Annotated in this window: 21 protein-coding genes and 1 tRNA gene; 7 read left to right on the top strand and 15 right to left on the bottom strand. The window is 29.9% G+C overall.

Annotated features, from left to right (window positions below; translation table 11 throughout):
• The first annotated feature begins 45 nt into the window (after positions 1-45).
• Positions 46-1,665 (top strand): ABC-F family ATP-binding cassette domain-containing protein, encoded by a 1,620-nt coding sequence (locus BTO07_RS05315; protein WP_087520244.1) that lies wholly within the window; start codon positions 46-48, stop codon positions 1,663-1,665.
• 55 nt (positions 1,666-1,720) lie between these two features.
• On the opposite strand, the gene BTO07_RS05310 is transcribed toward BTO07_RS05315, so the two are convergent.
• On the bottom strand, positions 1,721-4,342 hold the full coding sequence (locus BTO07_RS05310; protein WP_087520243.1) for a T9SS type A sorting domain-containing protein: 2,622 nt from the start codon (positions 4,340-4,342) through the stop codon (positions 1,721-1,723).
• Between the two features lie 145 nt (positions 4,343-4,487).
• Complete coding sequence (locus BTO07_RS05305) at positions 4,488-5,429, bottom strand: hydrogen peroxide-inducible genes activator (protein WP_087520242.1); 942 nt, start codon at positions 5,427-5,429, stop codon at positions 4,488-4,490.
• Positions 5,430-5,534: 105 nt separating this feature from the next.
• On the opposite strand from BTO07_RS05305, the gene BTO07_RS05300 reads away from it, so the two are divergent.
• Positions 5,535-6,008 carry a Dps family protein gene (locus tag BTO07_RS05300; protein WP_087520241.1) on the top strand — a complete coding sequence of 158 codons (474 nt, stop codon included), beginning with the start codon at positions 5,535-5,537 and terminating at the stop codon, positions 6,006-6,008.
• 73 nt (positions 6,009-6,081) lie between these two features.
• Here BTO07_RS05300 and BTO07_RS17500 read toward each other — a convergent pair whose 3' ends face one another.
• The 4 genes from BTO07_RS17500 to BTO07_RS05280 form a co-directional block, all read right to left on the bottom strand.
• Positions 6,082-6,723: an acyloxyacyl hydrolase gene (locus BTO07_RS17500; RefSeq protein WP_087520240.1), complete on the bottom strand. Its 642-nt coding sequence runs from the start codon at positions 6,721-6,723 to the stop codon at positions 6,082-6,084.
• 32 nt (positions 6,724-6,755) lie between these two features.
• Entirely contained in the window at positions 6,756-6,938 is a 183-nt protein-coding gene (locus tag BTO07_RS05290) for a hypothetical protein (RefSeq protein WP_087520239.1), read from the bottom strand.
• Positions 6,939-6,965: 27 nt separating this feature from the next.
• The gene (locus BTO07_RS05285) at positions 6,966-7,853 is read right to left on the bottom strand and encodes a 3-hydroxybutyryl-CoA dehydrogenase (protein WP_087520238.1); all 888 of its coding nucleotides are present in this window, start codon (positions 7,851-7,853) and stop codon (positions 6,966-6,968) included.
• A gap of 177 nt (positions 7,854-8,030) precedes the next feature.
• Complete coding sequence (locus tag BTO07_RS05280; protein ID WP_087520237.1) at positions 8,031-8,990, bottom strand: Gfo/Idh/MocA family protein; 960 nt, start codon at positions 8,988-8,990, stop codon at positions 8,031-8,033.
• A 184-nt stretch (positions 8,991-9,174) separates the two neighbouring features.
• On the opposite strand from BTO07_RS05280, the gene BTO07_RS05275 reads away from it, so the two are divergent.
• Positions 9,175-9,816, top strand: a complete 642-nt coding sequence (locus BTO07_RS05275) for a protein-L-isoaspartate(D-aspartate) O-methyltransferase (protein WP_087520236.1) — start codon at positions 9,175-9,177, stop codon at positions 9,814-9,816.
• 119 nt (positions 9,817-9,935) lie between these two features.
• On the opposite strand, the gene BTO07_RS05270 is transcribed toward BTO07_RS05275, so the two are convergent.
• From BTO07_RS05270 to BTO07_RS05250, 5 genes are read right to left on the bottom strand one after another with little or no spacing between them, the layout of a single operon-like run.
• Positions 9,936-11,174, bottom strand: coding sequence for an ATP-binding cassette domain-containing protein (locus BTO07_RS05270; protein WP_087520235.1), 1,239 nt, complete (start codon positions 11,172-11,174; stop codon positions 9,936-9,938).
• Between the two features lie 47 nt (positions 11,175-11,221).
• Positions 11,222-11,650, bottom strand: a complete 429-nt coding sequence (locus tag BTO07_RS05265; RefSeq protein WP_087520234.1) for a DUF2147 domain-containing protein — start codon at positions 11,648-11,650, stop codon at positions 11,222-11,224.
• Positions 11,651-11,709: 59 nt separating this feature from the next.
• The gene (locus BTO07_RS05260) at positions 11,710-12,138 is read right to left on the bottom strand and encodes a DUF2147 domain-containing protein (protein ID WP_087520233.1); all 429 of its coding nucleotides are present in this window, start codon (positions 12,136-12,138) and stop codon (positions 11,710-11,712) included.
• A gap of 1 nt (position 12,139) precedes the next feature.
• Positions 12,140-12,667, bottom strand: coding sequence for a KdsC family phosphatase (locus BTO07_RS05255; protein ID WP_087520232.1), 528 nt, complete (start codon positions 12,665-12,667; stop codon positions 12,140-12,142).
• On the bottom strand, positions 12,657-13,352 hold the full coding sequence (locus BTO07_RS05250) for a Rossmann-like and DUF2520 domain-containing protein (protein WP_087520231.1): 696 nt from the start codon (positions 13,350-13,352) through the stop codon (positions 12,657-12,659). Before BTO07_RS05250 ends, BTO07_RS05255 begins: the two co-directional genes overlap by 11 nt.
• A 76-nt stretch (positions 13,353-13,428) precedes the next feature.
• Between BTO07_RS05250 and BTO07_RS05245 the strand changes: the two genes are divergently transcribed.
• Together BTO07_RS05245 and BTO07_RS05240 are read left to right on the top strand one after the other, a co-directional pair.
• Positions 13,429-14,064 carry a hypothetical protein gene (locus BTO07_RS05245; protein ID WP_157663289.1) on the top strand — a complete coding sequence of 212 codons (636 nt, stop codon included), beginning with the start codon at positions 13,429-13,431 and terminating at the stop codon, positions 14,062-14,064.
• The gene (locus BTO07_RS05240; RefSeq protein ID WP_087520229.1) at positions 14,057-15,226 is read left to right on the top strand and encodes a trans-sulfuration enzyme family protein; all 1,170 of its coding nucleotides are present in this window, start codon (positions 14,057-14,059) and stop codon (positions 15,224-15,226) included. Before BTO07_RS05245 ends, BTO07_RS05240 begins: the two co-directional genes overlap by 8 nt.
• Positions 15,227-15,245: 19 nt before the next feature.
• On the opposite strand, the gene pckA is transcribed toward BTO07_RS05240, so the two are convergent.
• Together pckA and BTO07_RS17275 are read right to left on the bottom strand one after the other, a co-directional pair.
• Positions 15,246-16,874, bottom strand: coding sequence for a phosphoenolpyruvate carboxykinase (ATP) (gene pckA / locus BTO07_RS05235; protein WP_087520228.1), 1,629 nt, complete (start codon positions 16,872-16,874; stop codon positions 15,246-15,248).
• Between the two features lie 87 nt (positions 16,875-16,961).
• Positions 16,962-17,174: a hypothetical protein gene (locus BTO07_RS17275; protein ID WP_157663288.1), complete on the bottom strand. Its 213-nt coding sequence runs from the start codon at positions 17,172-17,174 to the stop codon at positions 16,962-16,964.
• 304 nt (positions 17,175-17,478) lie between these two features.
• Between BTO07_RS17275 and bshB1 the strand changes: the two genes are divergently transcribed.
• Together bshB1 and BTO07_RS05225 are read left to right on the top strand one after the other, a co-directional pair.
• Positions 17,479-18,195, top strand: a complete 717-nt coding sequence (gene bshB1, locus BTO07_RS05230) for a bacillithiol biosynthesis deacetylase BshB1 (protein WP_087520227.1) — start codon at positions 17,479-17,481, stop codon at positions 18,193-18,195.
• Between the two features lie 54 nt (positions 18,196-18,249).
• Positions 18,250-18,325, top strand: a tRNA-His gene (locus BTO07_RS05225).
• A 171-nt stretch (positions 18,326-18,496) separates the two neighbouring features.
• On the opposite strand, the gene BTO07_RS05220 is transcribed toward BTO07_RS05225, so the two are convergent.
• Both BTO07_RS05220 and BTO07_RS05215 read right to left on the bottom strand, forming a co-directional pair.
• A complete protein-coding gene (locus BTO07_RS05220) occupies positions 18,497-19,246 on the bottom strand; it encodes a LytR/AlgR family response regulator transcription factor (protein ID WP_087520226.1) in 750 nt (249 codons plus the stop codon).
• A 1-nt stretch (position 19,247) separates the two neighbouring features.
• Complete coding sequence (locus BTO07_RS05215; RefSeq protein WP_087520225.1) at positions 19,248-20,093, bottom strand: metallophosphoesterase; 846 nt, start codon at positions 20,091-20,093, stop codon at positions 19,248-19,250.
• Positions 20,094-20,096 lie beyond the last annotated feature (3 nt).

Here is a 20,096-nt window from a genome sequence, read left to right as displayed (position 1 = left end):
ATAAATCAAATTTGTACTTTTGCAGAAATTTTAAAAAAATAGAGTATGTTATCAGTTTCTAACTTATCTGTACAATTCGGAAAACGAATTTTGTTCGATGATGTAAATACCAAATTTCAATCAGGAAATTGTTATGGAATTATTGGCGCAAATGGAGCAGGAAAATCCACTTTCTTAAAGATTATTTCTGGTGTTCAAGAACCAACTTCTGGTCAGGTTCATTTAGAGAAAGGAAAAAGAATGTCTGTTTTAACGCAAGATCATTATGCTTTTGATGAATTTCCGGTTTTAGAAACAGTGGTTATGGGTAACACAGAGCTGTTTAAAATTAAAAAGCAAATAGATGATTTATATGCTGATTATACTGATGAAAACGCAGAAAAGATTGGTGAGCTTCAAATAATTTTTGAAGAAATGAATGGTTGGAATGCAGATTCTGATGCAGCAGCAATGTTATCTAACTTAGGGATCTCTGAAGATTTACATTATACATTAATGAAAGATTTAGATGGTAAACAAAAAGTACGTGTATTAATTGCACAAGCACTTTTTGGAAACCCTGATGTTTTAATAATGGATGAGCCTACCAATGATTTAGATTTTGAAACAATTGCTTGGTTAGAAAACTTTATTGCAAACTTTGACAACTGTGTAATTGTGGTTTCGCATGATAGACACTTTTTAGATGCAGTTTGTACACATATTTCTGATATTGATTATAGTAAAATAAACCATTATTCTGGTAATTATACTTTTTGGTATGAATCTAGTCAGTTAGCAACAAGACAGAGAGCACAACAGAATAAAAAAGCAGAAGAGAAAAAGAAGGAATTAGAAGAATTTATCCGTCGTTTTTCTGCAAATATGGCAAAATCAAAGCAAGCAACTTCTCGTAAGAAAATGATCGAGAAATTAAATGTTGATGAAATTAGACCATCAAGTAGACGTTATCCTGCTATTATTTATAAAAGCGATAGAGAAGCTGGTGATCAAATTTTAAATGTAGAAGAATTATCAAAAGAATTTGAAGGAGAAAAATTATTTGATAAAGTGCATATCAATTTAAATAAAGGAGATAAAATTGCTGTAATCTCTAAAAACTCTAGAGCAGTTACTGCTTTTTATCAAATTATTACCGGTAATGAAAAAGCTGATTCTGGTAAATTTGATTGGGGAGTTACAACAACACAGTCTTACTTACCTTTAGATAACTCTTCTTTTTTCCAAGACGGAGAATTAAATTTAGTTGATTGGTTAAGACAATACGCACAAACTGAAGAAGAACGTGAAGAAGTTTTCTTAAGAGGGTTTTTAGGAAAAATGATTTTCTCTGGAGAAGAAGCTTTAAAGAAAAGTAATGTACTTTCTGGAGGAGAAAAAGTACGTTGTATGTTATCTAGAATGATGATGAAAAGAGCGAATATCTTAATTTTAGATGAGCCAACAAATCACTTAGATTTAGAATCGATACAAGCATTAAATAACTCATTAATTAACTTTACAGGAACTGTTTTGTTTACGACTCATGATCATGAGTTTGCACAAACGGTTGCTAACAGAGTAATTGAGTTAACACCAAAAGGAGTAATTGATAGACATACTTCTTTTGATGATTATTTATCAGATCCAAAAATTAAAGAATTAAGAGACAAAATGTATTCTTAATAATTTATATTATTCATAAAAAAAAAGGAAGCTATTTAGCTTCCTTTTTTTTGTTTTAATGATGTGTGTTTTTACAATGTCTTCCATGACTATTGTTGTGTTTATTTCCATGATGACTAGAACCATGACCACGCCCACGACCGTTTTTCTTTTTAATTAACTTTTTATAAATAACTTGTTTTTTAGATTTAATTTTTAAGAAATATCTACCAGATCTTAACCAATCAAAATTAAATGTATTCACTCCTTTTTCTAAGCGATGTTTAAAAACGAGCGCTCCGTACTTATTAAAAACAAACAGTCTTCCTTTTAAATTAACTTCAATATTTGCAATATCTCTGGTAGGATTAGGATAAACAGATGCTATTAAATCATCAATAGGTGTAACAATAGGTTCTGGTATTTGGGTTTGATATGTATTGGTAATTACTGGCGGATTAAAGTCGAAATAAATATTTGCGGTATTATCTATAACATCACCAATGGCAAAACTACTTTTGGGTTTAATTTTATAATAAATCCAACCATGACTCCCTGGTTCGTTAGAAGTACTGTCTGCTAAATGAATGTTTTCAAAAATAAAATCTATTTTATTGTTGTCTGTAATTGAGATTCTATAAGTATGACTTGCAGTTATTGGTTGAAAAGTATCCCAATCTAAATCTGAATCTAATTCGTTATTCACAACAATATTTATTGCTGATGCAGTACCCGTATTTTGAAAACGAATTCTATAGTTTAAATAATTTGGCACTTCATTTTCATCGATGAAGTTTCCTTCTAAAGCAATAATATCATTTGGGTCATAAGAACCAATTGTAGTATCTTCATAATTAATAGTATTGTCTGTTGGGTTTGCATCTCCTGTAGTTGGGTTTATTGTGCAATTATAAGATAACACATCTCCATTGTTAACGGGGTTTATGAGATCTGTTGGTCTATTAATTTCGAAAATAACATCAATATATTTTTTCTCAAAAGGGTTTAAGTTTGAATAATTCCAACTTAATGAGTTGGTGGTTTGATTTATTAAGGTTTCTGAAGAATTGATAAATATTTCTTTAGAATCATCAAAAGTTAAATTAATATCTCCGCTTAAAATAGTGGACCCTAAATTTTCGTAAAAAACTCTAACGGTAGTTTGAAATCCTGGTCTAGATTCTGTTAGTGGTAAAATACTTACTTTAACATCATTAACTACGGAATTTGCTGTGATACAAAAATCTACATTTTGAGTTGTTCCAGAACCTGTAAAGTTTACATTTTGAGAGGTTGGTGTTACTGAAAAGAAACTAGGTAAATTTGGGGAGATATCTACGGTGTTATTAGCTTCTTGAGTATACATTAAATATTGACCATTGTTATTGGTAAATGTAACATTAGAAGTATTCGTACTTATATTCGTTAGCTTTGTATTGATAGATTTGGTATCTGAAGGATCGCATCCATCAGCATTAAAATCGAAAGAAACGGTACCAGTTATTGTATTAGAATTTGTTGGTATGAATGAGCAAGTATCTGAATAATAAGATTGTACATCTTTATTAATAAAAGTAGAATTCGCATACGTAATATCATCAACACAAATTAAGTTTAGGTTGGGGTTATTATTAGCATTAAATCTACTTGATAACATTGATGTGTTATTTCCATTTTTTAAGTTTAAACTAGTTAACTGGTTGTTATTAGCATATAAAGTGTGTAAACTTGTTTGTCTAGATACATCTAAGTCAGTAATAGCATTACTACCACAAGCTAATGTATTTAGTAATGTATTGTTGGTTAAATCTAAGCTTACCAGTTGTGTACTAGCACAATTTAAAGTTGTTAAAGCAGTATTATTTAATACATCTAATCCATTTGTAAAAGGGTTATTTCTACAATCAAAATGTGTTAAACCAGAATTATTAGAAATATCTAAATTTGGTATTTGATTTACAAAACACTTAAGAGTTGTTAATGTATTCGTATTAGGTAATGAAAGCGTATTGATATAATTATTATCACAAACTAAACTGATTAGCGCTGTATAAGGAGAAGCATCTAATGTAGTTAATTGATTTCTACTACAGTTTAAAGATGTTATGGTATTAGTATTAGGTAAAAGTAAGTTACTTAGATTATTACTTGCTAAATTTAGATTTGTTAGTGATGTATAAGTAGATAAATCAAGTAATGATAAGTAGTTTCCAGAAGAATTAAGTGAACTTAGAGCACTTGATGTTGGTAAAATTAAGGATGTAATTCCATTTGAGAACCCCATATAATTTATATTGTTGGAACAATTTAGATACGTTAATTGTGTTAATGCAGAAACATCCAATGTGGTTAAATCATTTTCAATACAAGTTAAAGACGTTAGATTTACAAAAGCTTCAATACCAGTAAAATCATAAATTCCTTCTTGGACAAATATTCCTCCACCAATACCAAAAGGATCATTTGGATCTGGCATAAAATGTTCTTCTCTGTGATGATAGGAAACATCAAGAGTTGTTATAGCTGCTGCTTCTGTTATAGATATTTCATAATCGAAGTTAGTATCTATTCTTGGAGAATAGTTTAGTAATGCTTGTTTAAATTCATTGTCAGGAATAGTAACATTTTGTGAACTTGAAATTGAAGCAAACAATACTGCTAAAATTATTAATAGATGTTTTAGTACTAATGTTTTCATAGTAAATGGTTTTAGTTTTTAACAAAAGTATTGCTAACACTAATAAAAACTATCAGGATAAACACCCTTAATTATTTAGTAAAACACTAAAAAAGAGGAAGCTTTTGGCTTCCTCTTTTTTTATAATAAGTAAAACTAGTATGTTTTATTTCTTCTGTAAAGGACTTATAATCTTCACATCAGAAAAAGAAATAGCGCCTCTAATAACACCATCAATAGTCTTTTTTAAAGCTTCTATTAATTGCATTTTTAATTGCGATTTATGATAAATCAAACTCACTTCTCTTGCAGGAGGAGGGTTTGTAAATTCGCGTAAATGGCTTTTATCAACATCATTTAAATCTAAGGTATGTAAATAAGGTAATAACGTCATTCCTAAACCTTCTTTAGAAAGTTTAATTAAGGTATCAAAACTTCCGCTTTCTAACTGAAATCCTTTTTTATTATCAATTTTATGAGTTGTGCATAAATTAATTACACTGTCTTTAAAACAATGCCCATCTTCTAATAACAAAATATCTCCCATTTCTAATTCATCCGCAGTTATTTTTGTGTTCTTAAAAAGTCTATGATTTTGTGGTACTAAGCCTACAAAAGGTTCGTAATACAAAGGTCTTTCTATAATAGTTTCGTTTTCTAAAGGAGTAGCAGCAAGAGCAGCATCAATATGACCGTCAGATAATTTTCTTATAATTTCTTCAGTCGTTAATTCTTCTATAATCAACTTTACTTTTGGGTATTTTTTAGTGAAGTTTTGTAGAAACATCGGTAATAAAGTAGGCATAACTGTTGGTATTATTCCTAATTTAAATTCACCTCCTATATATCCTTTTTGTTGGTGTACAATATCTAAAATTCGATTGCTTTCATCAACAATAACTTTAGCCTGTTCAACAATCTTTTTTCCTACTTCGGTCAATTCAATTGGTTTTTTAGAACGATTGAATATTTTAATACTTAACTCCTCTTCTAATTTTTGTATTTGCATACTCAGAGTAGGTTGAGTTACATAACTATGCTCTGCAGCAACCGTGAAATTTTGATATTCTGCAACAGATAAAACATATTTTAATTGAGTAATTGTCATGTCGTATAAAATTTTTTGATAAAGATATTAAAACTATCAATAATAATTATAGGTTATCGTGTTTAATTTCTTATAAATTTGAAGTATCAAATAAAACAAGCAAAAATGAATAAAACGATATTAGGATTAGACAAACAAGAAACGGCTAATTTAGTTACTGAATTAAACGGATTACTAGCAAATTTTCAAATTTATTATCAAAATTTAAGAGGTTTACATTGGAATATTAAAGGTAAGAATTTTTTTGAATTACACGTAAAGTTTGAAGAATTTTATACAGATTCTCAAATTAAGATTGATGAAATTGCAGAACGTATTTTAACCTTACAAGGAAAGCCATTACATACATTTACAGATTATTTAGAAAAAGCAACTGTAGTAATTGGTAAAGATATTTCTAATGATGTAGAAGGAGTCGTTTTGGTGGTGAATTCACTTTCAGAATTATTAAAAAACGAACGTTTAATTTTAGAATTATCTGATAAAGCAGCAGATGAAGGTACAAACTCAATGATGAGTGATTTTATAGCTGAACAAGAAAAAACAATTTGGATGTTAAACTCTTGGTTGGGTAAATAAAATTAATGTCTGTTCGAGCGCAGTCGAGAACTATTAAGTTTTCTATTGCGCTCAAAGAGATAAAAATCAGTTTTTATTTTAATAAGTATGTTATTCCAACTTCAAAACCTAGAAACGTATATCCGTTATTTGGTGTTTTAAAATCAAGATTAGAAACGTGTCCAATATTGCTGCCAATATATAGAGCTGTTTTTTTAGTAGTTTTATAAGACAATCCTAAAGATCCATTTTCTATAAAAGTAAATCCTTTTGCCAACCGTTCTGTCCTAGTTTCTATTTTTGCCACCCCTAAACCTGCTGTAATTCGAACATCTAAATTTTTAAAAATCTCTCTTTTTAACGCAAATCCTAATTCAAAAGCATATAAACGGATCGTTTTAGGTGTTGTAAATTCAGTTCTTTTGTTTTTATAATCTTCTTCAGAAGGCAAAACAAAGTGAATGTTTGTCAACTGATGTTTAATAATTTGAATTTGAGGTTGAACAATTAATTCAATTCCCCAATTTTTCCAAGTTCCTAAATCATAAAAAGCTTGTAACTTATAAATGTATGTTGCATAGGTGTAATCTAAATCATCAAACAAAATATTGTCTTCATTCGCATAATTATAAAGAAATCCAATTTTTTTAATGTTTAGGATTCCTTTTTTTGTCTCTTGAGCAGACAAAAAAGATACAGTAAAAATAAAGGAAATAGTTAAAAATATATTTCTCATGTTGACTAGTTTTCCTGAGGAAAACTTATGAATTAATTGTTAATATCATATAAGAATTTACCCACAACTTCACCACCATTATAAACCTTTTCAACAATATAAATAGCTGAAAAAACAATGATGCTTAAATTAATCATTAATTTTTCTTTTTTTGATAAAGCTTGGTATTTCGCAATAGCTTTATCAACAAAAAAATCATTTTCTTGGGTTTTCATATTATAGTTTTTTTATATTAACTTTTTCTAAATAAACATTTTTGCTACTTTTTCAGCCTTTCTACTTTCTGAATAATCGTAAAAACCTTCACCAGATTTTATACCAAGTTTTCCTGCCATTACCATATTTACTAACAACGGACAAGGAGCGTATTTTGGGTTTTTAAATCCGTCATGTAAAACATTTAGAATTGACAAACACACATCTAAACCAATAAAGTCTGCTAATTGCAAAGGTCCCATTGGATGCGCCATACCTAACTTCATAACCGTGTCAATTTCTTCAACACCAGCAACATTATTATACAGCGTTTCAATAGATTCGTTAATCATTGGCATTAAAATTCTGTTTGCCACAAAACCAGGGTAATCATTTACTTCAACCGGAATTTTATGCACCTTTTTAGAAAGTCCAACAATTGTTTCCATCACTTCATCAGAAGTATTATAGCCTCTAATAATCTCTACCAATTTCATAATCGGAACAGGATTCATAAAATGCATTCCAATTACTTTTTCGGGTCTGTTTGTTGCAGCCGCAATTTGAGTAATAGAAATAGAAGAAGTATTGGTTGCTAGAATTGTATGTTCAGCACAAACTTCATCCAACTCTTTAAAAATTTTAGTTTTTAAAACAGAATTTTCAGTGGCAGCTTCAACAACCAAATCAGCATTTTTAACACCTTCTTTAATAGAAGTAAATGTGCTAATATTTTGCAACGTTTGAGTTTTATCAGCTTCAGAAATTTTTTCTTTAGACACCATTCTGTCTAAATTTTTAGCAATAGTTGCCATTCCTTTTTCTAAAGAAGCTTCAGAGATATCGATTAAACGAACCTTATAATTAAATTGTGCAAATGTGTGAGCAATACCATTTCCCATGGTTCCTGCTCCAATTACTGCTATGTTTTTCATACTAAAAGCCCATCCTAACCTTCCCGAAGGGAAGGAATTTTTACTCGGGCGAATAAAAAATTTGTGATTAAAAAGTTTTACTAAATTCCAAAAACGGTAATTCTTATAGTTTGTTTATAATTAACTTCTATCCTTAAGAGTGTTTCCTTCCCTTTGGGAAGGATTAAGGATGGGCTTTTAAAAACAATCAATAATCATTTGGGCTACTCTTAATGCTTCTGTAGCTTGGTTTAATGTAACTACAGGAGTAGTCTTATTATTAATAGCATCTGCAAAAGTTTCCAACTCATCTAAAATAGCATTGTTGTTTTCTACTTCAGGATTTTCAAAATAGATTTGTTTTTTAACACCTTCTGCATTTTGTAAAATCATTGCAAATTCATCTGGGTTTTTAGGAACATCTTTCATTCTTACAACTTCAGATTCTTTACTTAAAAAGTTAACAGAAATATAAGCATCCTTTTGAAAAAATCTTGTTTTACGCATGTTCTTCATTGAAATTCTGCTTGCCGTTAAATTAGCAACACAACCGTTTTCAAATTCAATTCTTGCGTTTGCAATATCTGGAGTGTCAGAAATAACAGCAACTCCACTAGCATGAACATTTTTAACTTCAGATTTTACAACAGAAAGAATAATATCAATATCATGAATCATTAAATCTAACACCACAGGAACATCCGTTCCTCTAGGATTAAACTCAGCTAATCGGTGACATTCTATAAACATTGGGCTTTCAATCTTATCTTTTACTGCTGTAAATGCAGGATTAAAACGCTCTACATGACCAACCTGACCTAAAATGTGGTATTGGCTTGCCAATGTTTTTATTGCTTCTGCTTCAGAAACTGTTTTTGTAATTGGTTTTTCAATAAAAATATGTCTTCCTTTTTCAATAGACTTTTTCGCACAATCAAAATGTGATAATGTAGGAGTTACAATATCAACAACTTCAACAGCTTCAATTAAAGCTTCTATGGTTTCAAAAGAAGTGTAACCAAATTCTTTGGCAACATTTTTAGCGTTTTCTTTAGAAGGATCATAAAACCCTACTAATTCATATTTATCAGATTGTTGTAACAAACGTAAATGAATTTTCCCTAAGTGACCAGCACCTAATACTCCAACTTTAAGCATATAATATATTTATAAGTCTTTGAGAACAAGGCGAAATAATCTTTTTTTGAGTCGAGATTATTTCTCCGTAAAGACTTTGAATTAGTGTATTCCGATTTTTAAAAATCAGCCAAAAACAAAGATACAATTTTATGCCTATTTATATGGATTAATTACTATTTTACACTCCAGAAATTTGTTAAAATTGAGAGATACATCTAAACACCAAGGACTTAGAAACCAACTTGCTAACGTATTAAACGCAAAAGGTATTGTTGATGAAAACGTACTGAATGCAGTACGTAAAATTCCACGCCATTTATTTATTGACAGTAGTTTTGAGTCACACGCTTATCAAGACAAAGCTTTTCCTATTGCTGCAGAGCAAACCATTTCTATGCCATATACAGTTGCCTTTCAGTCGCAAACTTTAGAAGTTAAGTCAGGTGAAAAGGTTTTAGAAATTGGTACAGGTTCAGGGTATCAAACAGCGGTTTTGTTAGAGTTAAAGGCAGAAGTGTATTCGATTGAAAGACAACGTGAGTTGTTTAAAAAAACATCTCTTTTTCTTCCAAAGTTAGGTTATAATCCTAAGAAATTTATTTTTGGTGATGGTTATAAAGGTTTGCCAGAACAAGCACCTTTTGATAAAATTATTGTGACTGCTGGTGCGCCCTATGTACCAAAACCATTATTAAGTCAATTAAAAGTAGGAGGTAGATTATTGATTCCTGTTGGTGATAAAACACAAATAATGACGTTGTTTATTCGTAAATCTGCAAAAGAATTCGAAAAACACGAATTAGGAGATTTTGCTTTTGTACCAATGTTAGAAGAGAGAAATTGATATTAGGTTCAAAGGTTCAAAGGTTCAAAGTTGCAAAGGTACAAAGGTGAAGAGTTTCAATGTTTTCATTTTTGCTAAAAACTAAAAACTAAAAACTAAAAACTAAAAACCAAAATTTCCTAGTGTTCTTTTTTGACGTTTCCTATAGAACCATTTTTAGTAGGAGTGAGCTCATAGATAAAATTAGGTTGTAATTTTTCTATTTCTCGATGAGAAACAAATAAGATTGTTGTAGTACTTTCTGCTACAATTTTATTAATTAAATTCACAATAATTGTAGTTCCTTTATGGTCTAGGTTGATAAGAGGTTCGTCTAAAATTAACAAAGGCGGATGTTTAATCATGGCTCTCGCAATTAAAACCAATCTTTCTTCTGCAGTCGTTAAGTTGTTAAATGGAGTGTTTCTTTTATTTTCTAAATTTAATAACATCAACCATTCATCAGCTAATTTAATTTGTAGCGTAGATGGTGTTTTGTATAAACCAACACTATCAAAAAAACCAGAGAGCACCATGTCAATTACGGAAAATCTCCTTTTAAACAACTCTAATAGGCTAGGACTAAAATAGCCTATTTTCTCTTTTATTTCCCAAACACTTTCTCCAGAACCTTTTTTCTTGCCAAATAAATAAATTTCTTGTCGAAATGCTTTTACGTTATTTCCATAAATCATCGATAAAATTGTGGTCTTTCCAGACCCATTGGGTCCTGTTAAAAGCCAAAATTCATTTTTATTGATGGTCCAATTTATGTTGTTTAAAATGTTTTTATCATCATAATCGACGCATACATTTTGGAATGATATTAACTGTTCTGGTATATTCTTATAAAAAGTGATTGGTTTAGGAATCTCTCCTTTAAAGATAAAGTTAGTTTCTTCAAAAGGATATTTATCTAAAGGAATAGTTGTGGTAATTTCATTATTTTCAATTTCTAAAACATGCGTAATTATTGGCAATATTTCATCTTTTCGATTGAAAATTTGAATTAAAACAATATCTGAAGATAATGCAATAAGACTTTCTTTTAAATTAGAAACAGCTAAAGTATCTAAGCTTTCAAAAGGACTGTCTAAAATTAAAAAAGCTGGTTTTTGTTGCAGTAGGTAATTGAGTAATGCTTTTTTTTGCTCACCACTAGACAACGTTCTAATACTTCTGTTTTCTTTAATCGTTAGCGTTTGAATGCTGTGTCTGGCCTCTTCTTCTATATAATTATCTAAAACAGTATTTGAAAATAAAAGACCTTTTTTGTTTTCCAAATTAGGTAAACAATGAAGGCCTTTTAAAATGTTTGCTACTAATTTACTGTTAGCAGAAATATTTCTATTATTAATAGTGAAGTGGAGTTGCTTCATGTTTTTTATATTCGTATTGATACGGTATTTGTAATTAATAGTAAAAGCTATTCAATTGCACGATACCAGTTTTGTGTACGATATAAAAAGGCAATATAACCTCTTACATTCAGCTTGTTCTTATTGTCTTCGTCTAACCAAATTTTACAATCATATTCTTTTCCTTTTTGAGGATCTAAAATTGTACCATTTTTATATTCGTCACCTTTCTTTTTCATCCCTTCAACAATTACCATCCCTAAGATCAATTTATCTTTTTTATCTCCTTCACATTTATCACAAACAGCATCTTGACGATCTTTGTTTAATACTTTAAGAACCTTACCATAAATTTCACCGTTTTCTTCATAAAGGTTAACGATAGATTTAGTTTCACCAGTTTCATCATCAACTGTTTTCCAATTACCTAAAATTGATTGTGCATTTATTGTTACTGCAAACATTAATAGTGCTAAAGTAAAAATTGATTTTTTCATAATTTTTTATTGTTTTGTATTCGTATTGATAATGTGTTTATAAAAAATTGTAATATTGGTTATTGAACTCTTTCCCAATAAATAGTTTTACCAAAAAGAGGAATACCTGCATACCCTCTTACTTTTAACTTATTCGGTTTTACTAATTTTATATAAACATTAAAATAATTTCCTTTTCTAGGGTCTAAGCCATAACCACCAGACCATTTATTATTGCTTTTTTGCTCTAATTTATACAAAATATGCATACCTAATGCTGGTTTGTCTTTTTTACTTCCTGTGCATAAAGTACAAAGAGCAACTTTCTTTTTAGGGTCAGTAATGTCAATTATTTTTGCAAAAACTTTTTCGTTTTTTTCATAGATTTCAACAACAGAATCTATTTCTCCGGTTTTTTCATCTCTTGAGTTCCATTTTCCAACAACTGTTTGAGCATTCATAAAAACTGTAATTAACAATATTAATATAGTAGTAATTTTTGTTTTCATATTAATCGTACTGAGCATTAAAATTATTTTCCCATTTACCTTGTACTCTTAGAACTTGTTCAATAACATCTCTAACACAACCTTCACCACCTTTTTTGTAAGAAATATATTTAGAAATTCCTTGTATTTCTGGAGCAGCATCATTTGGGCAAGAAGGTAAACCTACTAATTTCATTACTGGATAATCAGGAATATCATCTCCCATATACAACACATTTTCAGGTTTTAAATTATACTTTTCTACCAATTCTTTGTATTGTTTAATCTTATCATGAGCGCCTAAATAAATATCCTTTATTCCTAAATTTGCCAATCGAGTTCTTACTCCTTCATTTTTTCCGCCAGAAATAATACAAACATTAAGGCCTTTGTCTACTGCCGTTTTTAAAGCGTAACCATCCTTAATATTCATATGTCTAACCAACTCACCATCTGGCATAATAGTTACCATTCCGTTTGTAAGAACTCCATCTACATCAAAAATTAAAGTGTTTATTTTAGGTAATAACTGTTTGTAACTAATTTCCATTCTGGATTGATTTTGTAATGATTTTATAGATTTTTTGTTGCTCGTTATTTAGCAAATCTAAATGATTTTTTATTGTTCTTTTATCGTTTCTAATTGCAGGTCCTGTTTGTGCTTTTTCTGGTGATAAAGTTTCAATTTTTAAAGCTGTTTCTTTAATTAAAGGTTGCAGAATTTCAAAGGGCACATGATATTCATTGCAAACATCGTTCCCAATTTTATACATATGATTTGTAAAGTTATTTACAAACACAGCGGCAACATGCAATGCTTTACGTTGTTCCGAATTTACAGCGTATATTTTTTTACCAATTAATTTCGCTAATTCTTCAAGTAATAAGTAATTACTTTCATTATCAGCTTCTAAACAAAAGGGAACTTCATTAAAATCGACTTTTTTATCTTTAGAAAAAGTTTGTAGCATATAAAAAACACCTTTGTTTGTTGCGTTTTTTAATTCATTGATAGAGCAAGATCCAGATGTATGCACAACAAAAGGGTTTTTAATTTTTGATGAAACTTCGGCAATTGCATCATCAGAAACTGCAATAATTGTAATGTCTGCTTTCGGAATATGTTCTAACTTCCTAGAACTGATTTGTGTAAACACAATAGTATCAACACTTAAAAAAGTATTGTATAAATGTGTGGCAACATTTCCTTTCCCGACGAGTAAAACTGATATCATAAAACGAAGATATTGAAATTATAGATAATATATAGATTTGATTTTCTTAATTTGGCAGATGTAAAAAAGTTTATTTGTGAAAAAGTTTATTTGTTTGTTGGTTGTGGCTTTGTCTCTTTCTTCTTGTGAGAAAAAACAAATTTCTATTTTGCCTTTTGAAGTAACTAAAGATGTTTCTTGTGGTGATTTGTATGATGGCGGTTATAAAAGAAGTTTTGGTGTTGATGTTATTTTGATTGGTAAGAAAATGAATGACACAACAATTTATTATCAAATTGATATTCCTCCAATAAACCCTGAAGAAATTATTTTTTATAATTCTAATGAAAACATTTTAACTGTAATTGATACTTTAGATAGGGTGACTAAGTATGACAAATATTTAGAAAAGGATGCTTTAGAATTAAGTGATTCAATTTATGAATTGGTTTGGCAAGATATAAATCTGCAGAAAAACGATGTTTGTGATGAAGGAAATGTAAGTTGGAGGAATTTTATCTTAGGGTTAAAAAAATCTGAAACAATAAATTATAGAAATACTATTGATACAACAAAATATAAAATTTTGGATGTAGAAAAAGAATCTCAATATTTAATAGACCAATTTGATGTGGTTAATTTAATTACAAAAGACACTTTTAATTGTTCAGTGTATAAACAGAATAAAAAATATTATTTTTCATCAACTTTTACATTAATAGAATATGAATAAAAAACTAGGAATAAACACAACTTGTGTTCACGTTGGCGAAGTAAAGGATGAACAGTTTAAAGGAGCAGTTTCTCCAATATATACTTCAACTTCCTATGCGTTTGATGGTGTAGATGTAAAACGTTATCCACGTTATTTTAATACGCCAAATCAAGAAATGTTGCACAAGAAAATTGCGGCTTTAGAAAAAACGGAAGATGCATTGATTTTTGGTTCTGGAATGGCAGCTATTTCGGCAGCTTTATTTGCTTTTTTACAAAAAGGAGATCATGTTGTGGTACAGCAAGTTATTTATGGAGGAACGTATAATTTTATTGTTTCTGAATTTGAAAAATTCGGGATTGAATATTCTTTTACAGAATCTGATAAAGTGGAAGATTTTAGGTCTTTAATTAAAGAAAATACCAAAGTTTTATATATAGAAACGCCTTCGAATCCGTTATTAGGAATTACAGATATGAAAGCTATTTCTGGGTTGGCTAAAGAACACGGAATTCTAACGATGATTGACAACACGTTTGCGTCACCCATCAATCAGAATCCAGTAGATTTCGGAATTGATATTATGTTACATTCTGCAACGAAATATATGGGAGGTCATTCAGATATTTCTGCAGGAGCAATAGCTGCATCCAAAGAACATATTGAACAAATTTGGAAAACTGCTATCAATTTTGGAGGTAATTTAAGCGATCAAACAGTTTGGTTATTAGAAAGAAGTCTAAAAACATTAAACTTACGTGTAAAAGAGCAGACGAAAAATGCGCAAGAAATGGCGAATTATTTAGATAGAAACGAGAATATAGATACAGTATATTATCCTGGTCTAACAAATCATCCAGGTTTTGAAATTGCGGCAAAACAAATGCTAGGTTTTGGTGCAATGTTGTCTTTTGAGTTATCAGAAGGAATTGATGCTATGGAATTTCAGAATAATTTAAAACTGATAAAACCATCAATGAGTTTAGCCGGATTAGAAAGTACTACAGTAAGTCCTGTACAAACAACGCATGCCTTATTAAGTGAAGAAGAGCGTTTGGCAAGAGGAATTAAAGATGGATTAATTCGTTTTTCTGTAGGTATAGAAGAAACGAAAGATTTAATTGCCGATATAGAACAAGCCATAAAAAAAGGCAAAGAGTTAGACTCTTTGCTTTTATAGTATAAAATTATACGAAAACTTACATGTGACTTAATTGATGATGTTCATCAATTAATGGACCACCTTCTATTATCTGATCTGAAGCTTCATTTGCAAATTTTTCGAAGTTTAAGTGGAAGAAATGTGCTAAATGAATTGCTTTGCCAATGTAAGCTCCTTTTTGTAACCAAGTGTTCATTGGATCTAATATTTCAATTGGTACATTAGGACAGTATTTTGGCATAAATAAACCAAAGATTGGATGTTGTTCGAATTCAACATTGTCTAAACTACCTTTTAATATTTCAGAAATCATTGTTCTCGTATATTTTAATTTTATTCTAGAACCTACGCCATATGGTCCACCAGACCAACCTGTATTAATTAGCCAAACATTAACGCCTGCATCGGTCATTTTAGAACTTAGCATTTCTGCATATTTTGTTGGATGTAATGGCATAAAAGGTTCGCCAAAACAAGCAGAAAATGATGGTACAGGTTCTGTAATACCAGCCTCAGTACCCGCTACTTTTGCAGTATAACCAGATATAAAGTGGTACGCAGCTTGCCCAGGAGTTAATTTAGATATTGGAGGTAAAACACCAAAAGCATCACAAGTTAAAAAGAAAATGTTTTTAGGGTTGTCTGCAAAAGAAGGTTTTGCAATGTTATCTATGTGATAAATTGGGTAACTAACACGTGTGTTTTGTGTAATTGTTCCATCCATAAAATCGATATCACCATCTTCGTTAAAAACTACATTTTCTAATAAAGCACCTGGCTTAATCGCTCTAAAAATATCGGGTTCTTTTTCTTCTGATAAATCGATGACTTTTGCATAACAGCCACCTTCAAAATTAAAAATGTTGTTTTCTGCGGTCCAACCATGTTCATCATCACCAATTAATTTTCTTGAAGGATCTGCAGATAAAGTTGTTTTTCCTGTACCTGATAATCCAAAGAAAATGGCAGTATCTCCATCTTCACCAACATTTGCAGAACAATGCATTGGTAAAACATTTTTTTCAATTGGTAAAATTAAATTTAAAGCAGAAAATACTCCTTTTTTTATTTCACCTGTATACCCAGAACCACCTACTAAAACTGTTTTTTTTGTAAAGTTGATAATAGAAAAATTTCCTTGACGAATACCATAGGCTTTTGGATCGTCACAAACATAACCAGGAGCACATAAAACCAACCAATCTTCCTCAAAATTTTCTAACTCTTCATCTGAAGGTCTTAAGAACATGTTAAAGACAAAAGAAATAGACCAAGGTAACTCTGCTATTGTTCTAATATCTGTTCTATAAACCGGGTCTGCACATACATAACCATCTCTTATATACAGTTCTTTATTAGATAAATAGTCTACAATATTATTTTGTAGTTTATCGAAATTTTCAGATGAAACGGGTTTGTTTGTTTTTCCCCACCAAACTTTATTTTCCGTATAATCATCTTTTACAATAAACCTATCTTGTGGAGATCTCCCCGTAAATTTACCTGTATTAATAGCTAAAGTTCCGTTATTGGTTTCTCTACCCATTCCTTTTTCTAAGGTAATTTGCTGTAACTCTTCTGGGGATTGATTCCAATGAGAAGTTACATTTTTAATACCGTAAATTCCTAAATCTGATTTTTTTGGAATAATTGCACACTCTGTCATAATCGAATTTTTTAAAAATTATTTATTTAAAATCGCCAAATTATTGGCACTAATATTAAAATTCACAATAATATTAAATTAGGAACGCTACGTTTTTAGGTTCCTGATTATTTTAGAACCTCTAGAATTTATAATCATTCTATTTGCAATGGTTCTAATAGATTTAAAAAATGTTGTTGATGTTGAGGGATTACAAAGAAATATACCCGTTATTGAGTTTGTAGCTATTGCATTTGGGGAGTGTTTACTCCCAATAAATAAATGAATAGTAACTGTAAGAATAATGATCATTAAAATCATAATCTTTCCCTTTTAGAGTAAAAAATATTTGTTTTTGTGAAGTAAATTTAAAGCCTTTTTTAATTGATAAAAATGATTAAGATCAGCTAATTTTTACAATCTTTTTCGTATTTTAAAAAACAATAATAAATTGATTTAGAAGCTTTCTATATAATCTTTTTAAAAAGGTTATTTTTGACTTTAAGAACAAAGATTAAAAGTTGTTTTTATTTTTTAAAATACCAATGCTAATTTGTAAGTTTAGGAGTTAGTTATTGACTTTATTTTAAGTGAAAAGCAAGAAAGTAAAAAACATAAGAATTATATGAAATTAGATATTTTAGCATTTGGAGCTCATCCTGATGATGTAGAATTAGGTTGTGGAGGAACTATTGCAAAAGAAATTTCTTTAGGTAAAAAAGTTGGTATTGTAGATTTAACCAGAGGTGAATTAGGAACACGAGGTTCTGCAGCCATAAGAGATCAGGAAGCAGCAAATTCAGCTAAGATTTTAGGAGTTTCTGTTCGTGAAAACTTACGTTTTGCAGATGGGTTTTTTATCAACGACAAGCAACATCAATTAGAAATTGTAAAAATGATACGAAAGTATCAACCAGAAATAGTTTTATGTAATGCTATTGATGATAGACATATTGATCATCCAAAAGGAAGTAATTTGGTTTCTGACGCTTGTTTTTTAAGTGGATTATTAAAAATAGAAACTGAAACAGGAGGAGAGCAACAAGAAAAATGGAGACCAAAATTGGTGTATCATTACATTCAATGGAAAAATATTGAACCAGATTTTGTAGTTAATGTTACTGGTTTTATGGATGTTAAAAAGAAATCGGTATTAGCATATACTTCTCAGTTCTATGACCCGACTAGTAATGAGCCCGAAACACTGATTACAAGTAAGAATTTTACAGAAAGTATTGATTATAGAGCAAAAGATTTAGGTAGGCTGATTGGAGTAGATTATGCAGAAGGTTTTACCTCAGAACGTTACGTAGCGGTTGAAAAATTAAGTGAATTAATTTAAAGATTTATTTTTGTATATTGAAAATAAGAATTATATTTGCAGCCGCAATTATATGGTGGTTGTAGCTCAGTTGGTTAGAGTATCGGTTTGTGGTACCGAGTGTCGCGGGTTCGAGTCCCGTCTTCCACCCAAAAAACAAAGCTTCTTAGAAATAAGAAGCTTTTTTTGTTTCTATACTTTTTTTTAAGATTAAAAAGGGAAGAGTAGTTTATCTTGAGCGCAGTCGAAAGAAGTCTCGTCTTCCATCCAAAAATAGAATCCTTCTCATTAGAGAAGGATTCTATTTTTGTACTAGACGTTTTTAATAAGAATTTAGAACTTCTAAAACTTCATTTCGTTTTCTTACAGAAACAGGAACATTAGAATTGTCCGTAAGAATTAAGTAGCCACCATCAGATTTTATAAACTCTTTAATGTATTTTGTGTTTACTAAATGACTCTGATGTACTCTTAAAAAATTGACTTCCTTTAACATATCTGCATAATGTTTCAGTGTTTTAGAAACTAATATTTTAGACTTGTCTTTAAAGTGAAAAGTAGTATAATTATTATCGGATTTACAACGAATAATATCATCAATATTAACAACAATTATTTTTTCTGAAGTATGTAAAGAAATTTTACTAGGCTTGTTGTTTGGAGCTGTTACAGCTTCTTGTAATACATTTAATTGTTGCTTATCTGGTTGAATTTGACTTTGTGCTTTTTCTATTGAAATGGCTAAATCTTCGTCAGAATAAGGTTTTAGAATATAATCTATCGCAGCAAATTTAAAAGCTTTTATAGCAAAAGCATCACTTGCAGTTACAAAGATAATTTTCGATCTTAAATCAGGGAAAATTTCTAAAATATCAAATCCTGTTCCATCGCCTAACATAATATCTAGAAACAGAATGTCAGGTTGATTTTTTCGTAATAATTTTGCAGCTTCAACAACAGATTTTGCTTTTCCTGTAATTTTAATTTCTGGATGATTGTTAACAATGTCATTTTCTAACATTTCTAATGCAATAGGCATGTCATCTACTAAAACAGCTGTTAATTCTTTCATATTATTTTTCTTCTTCTAATTCAAATATTGTAATTTCTGGTCTTACATTAAACCGAACCTGGAATAAATTACCAAGCGCTCTATTTATGTAAAGTGTTCTGCCGTCATGTAAATCAAATTCGCCAGAAGAATACCTTTTATTTTTTACAGGAAGAATAGGAGGGTTTAAAAACGGAGGTTTTACTTGTCCTCCATGCGTATGTCCAGACAAAATCCAACCTTTATAATTATTCCAAACATTTAAATCACAAACATCAGGATTGTGGCATAAAACTAAATTTGCTTTTTTAGCATCGTATTTATTCATGATCTTTACGGGATTAAAATTTGATCCCCAATAATCATCAATACCTAATATGTTTAAACCACTAAAACTTACTTCTTCATTTCTAAGAATTGTAACATTCGCTTTGTCTAAAATTGATGAAATTCTATCAGCCACATCTGGTTCTAGCCAATCAACACCGTAATCATGGTTACCTAAAACACCAGCAGTTCCTAATTTTCCATTTACAGCATATTTAAATACTTTTTCTAGTTGATCAAATTGTTCTGGAGTTTCATAAGAAACAAAATCTCCTGTATAAACAACAAAATCGGGATTGTAAAGACGTGCTTTTTTAAAGGAGTCTATAATATATTCATAGTCAAATTTATTTCCAACATGTACATCACTAATTTGCATCAGCGTTTTACCAATTAAGTCTTTTGGTAAATTTTTGATAGGCATTTTTACTTTTACAAACTCCAACCAAAAAGGTTCTATTTGCCAAGAATAAAATCCGCCTACAAGACTTGCTCCGATTCCTGTAATTAAAGTGTTTTTTATAAATTTTCTTCTTTCCATACT

It is taken from the genome of Polaribacter sp. SA4-12, assembly GCF_002163675.1.
Taxonomy (GTDB): Bacteria; Bacteroidota; Bacteroidia; order Flavobacteriales; family Flavobacteriaceae; genus Polaribacter.
The sequence above is the reverse complement of the archived record's forward strand: the minus strand, read 5'-3'. Positions and strand labels throughout refer to the sequence as shown.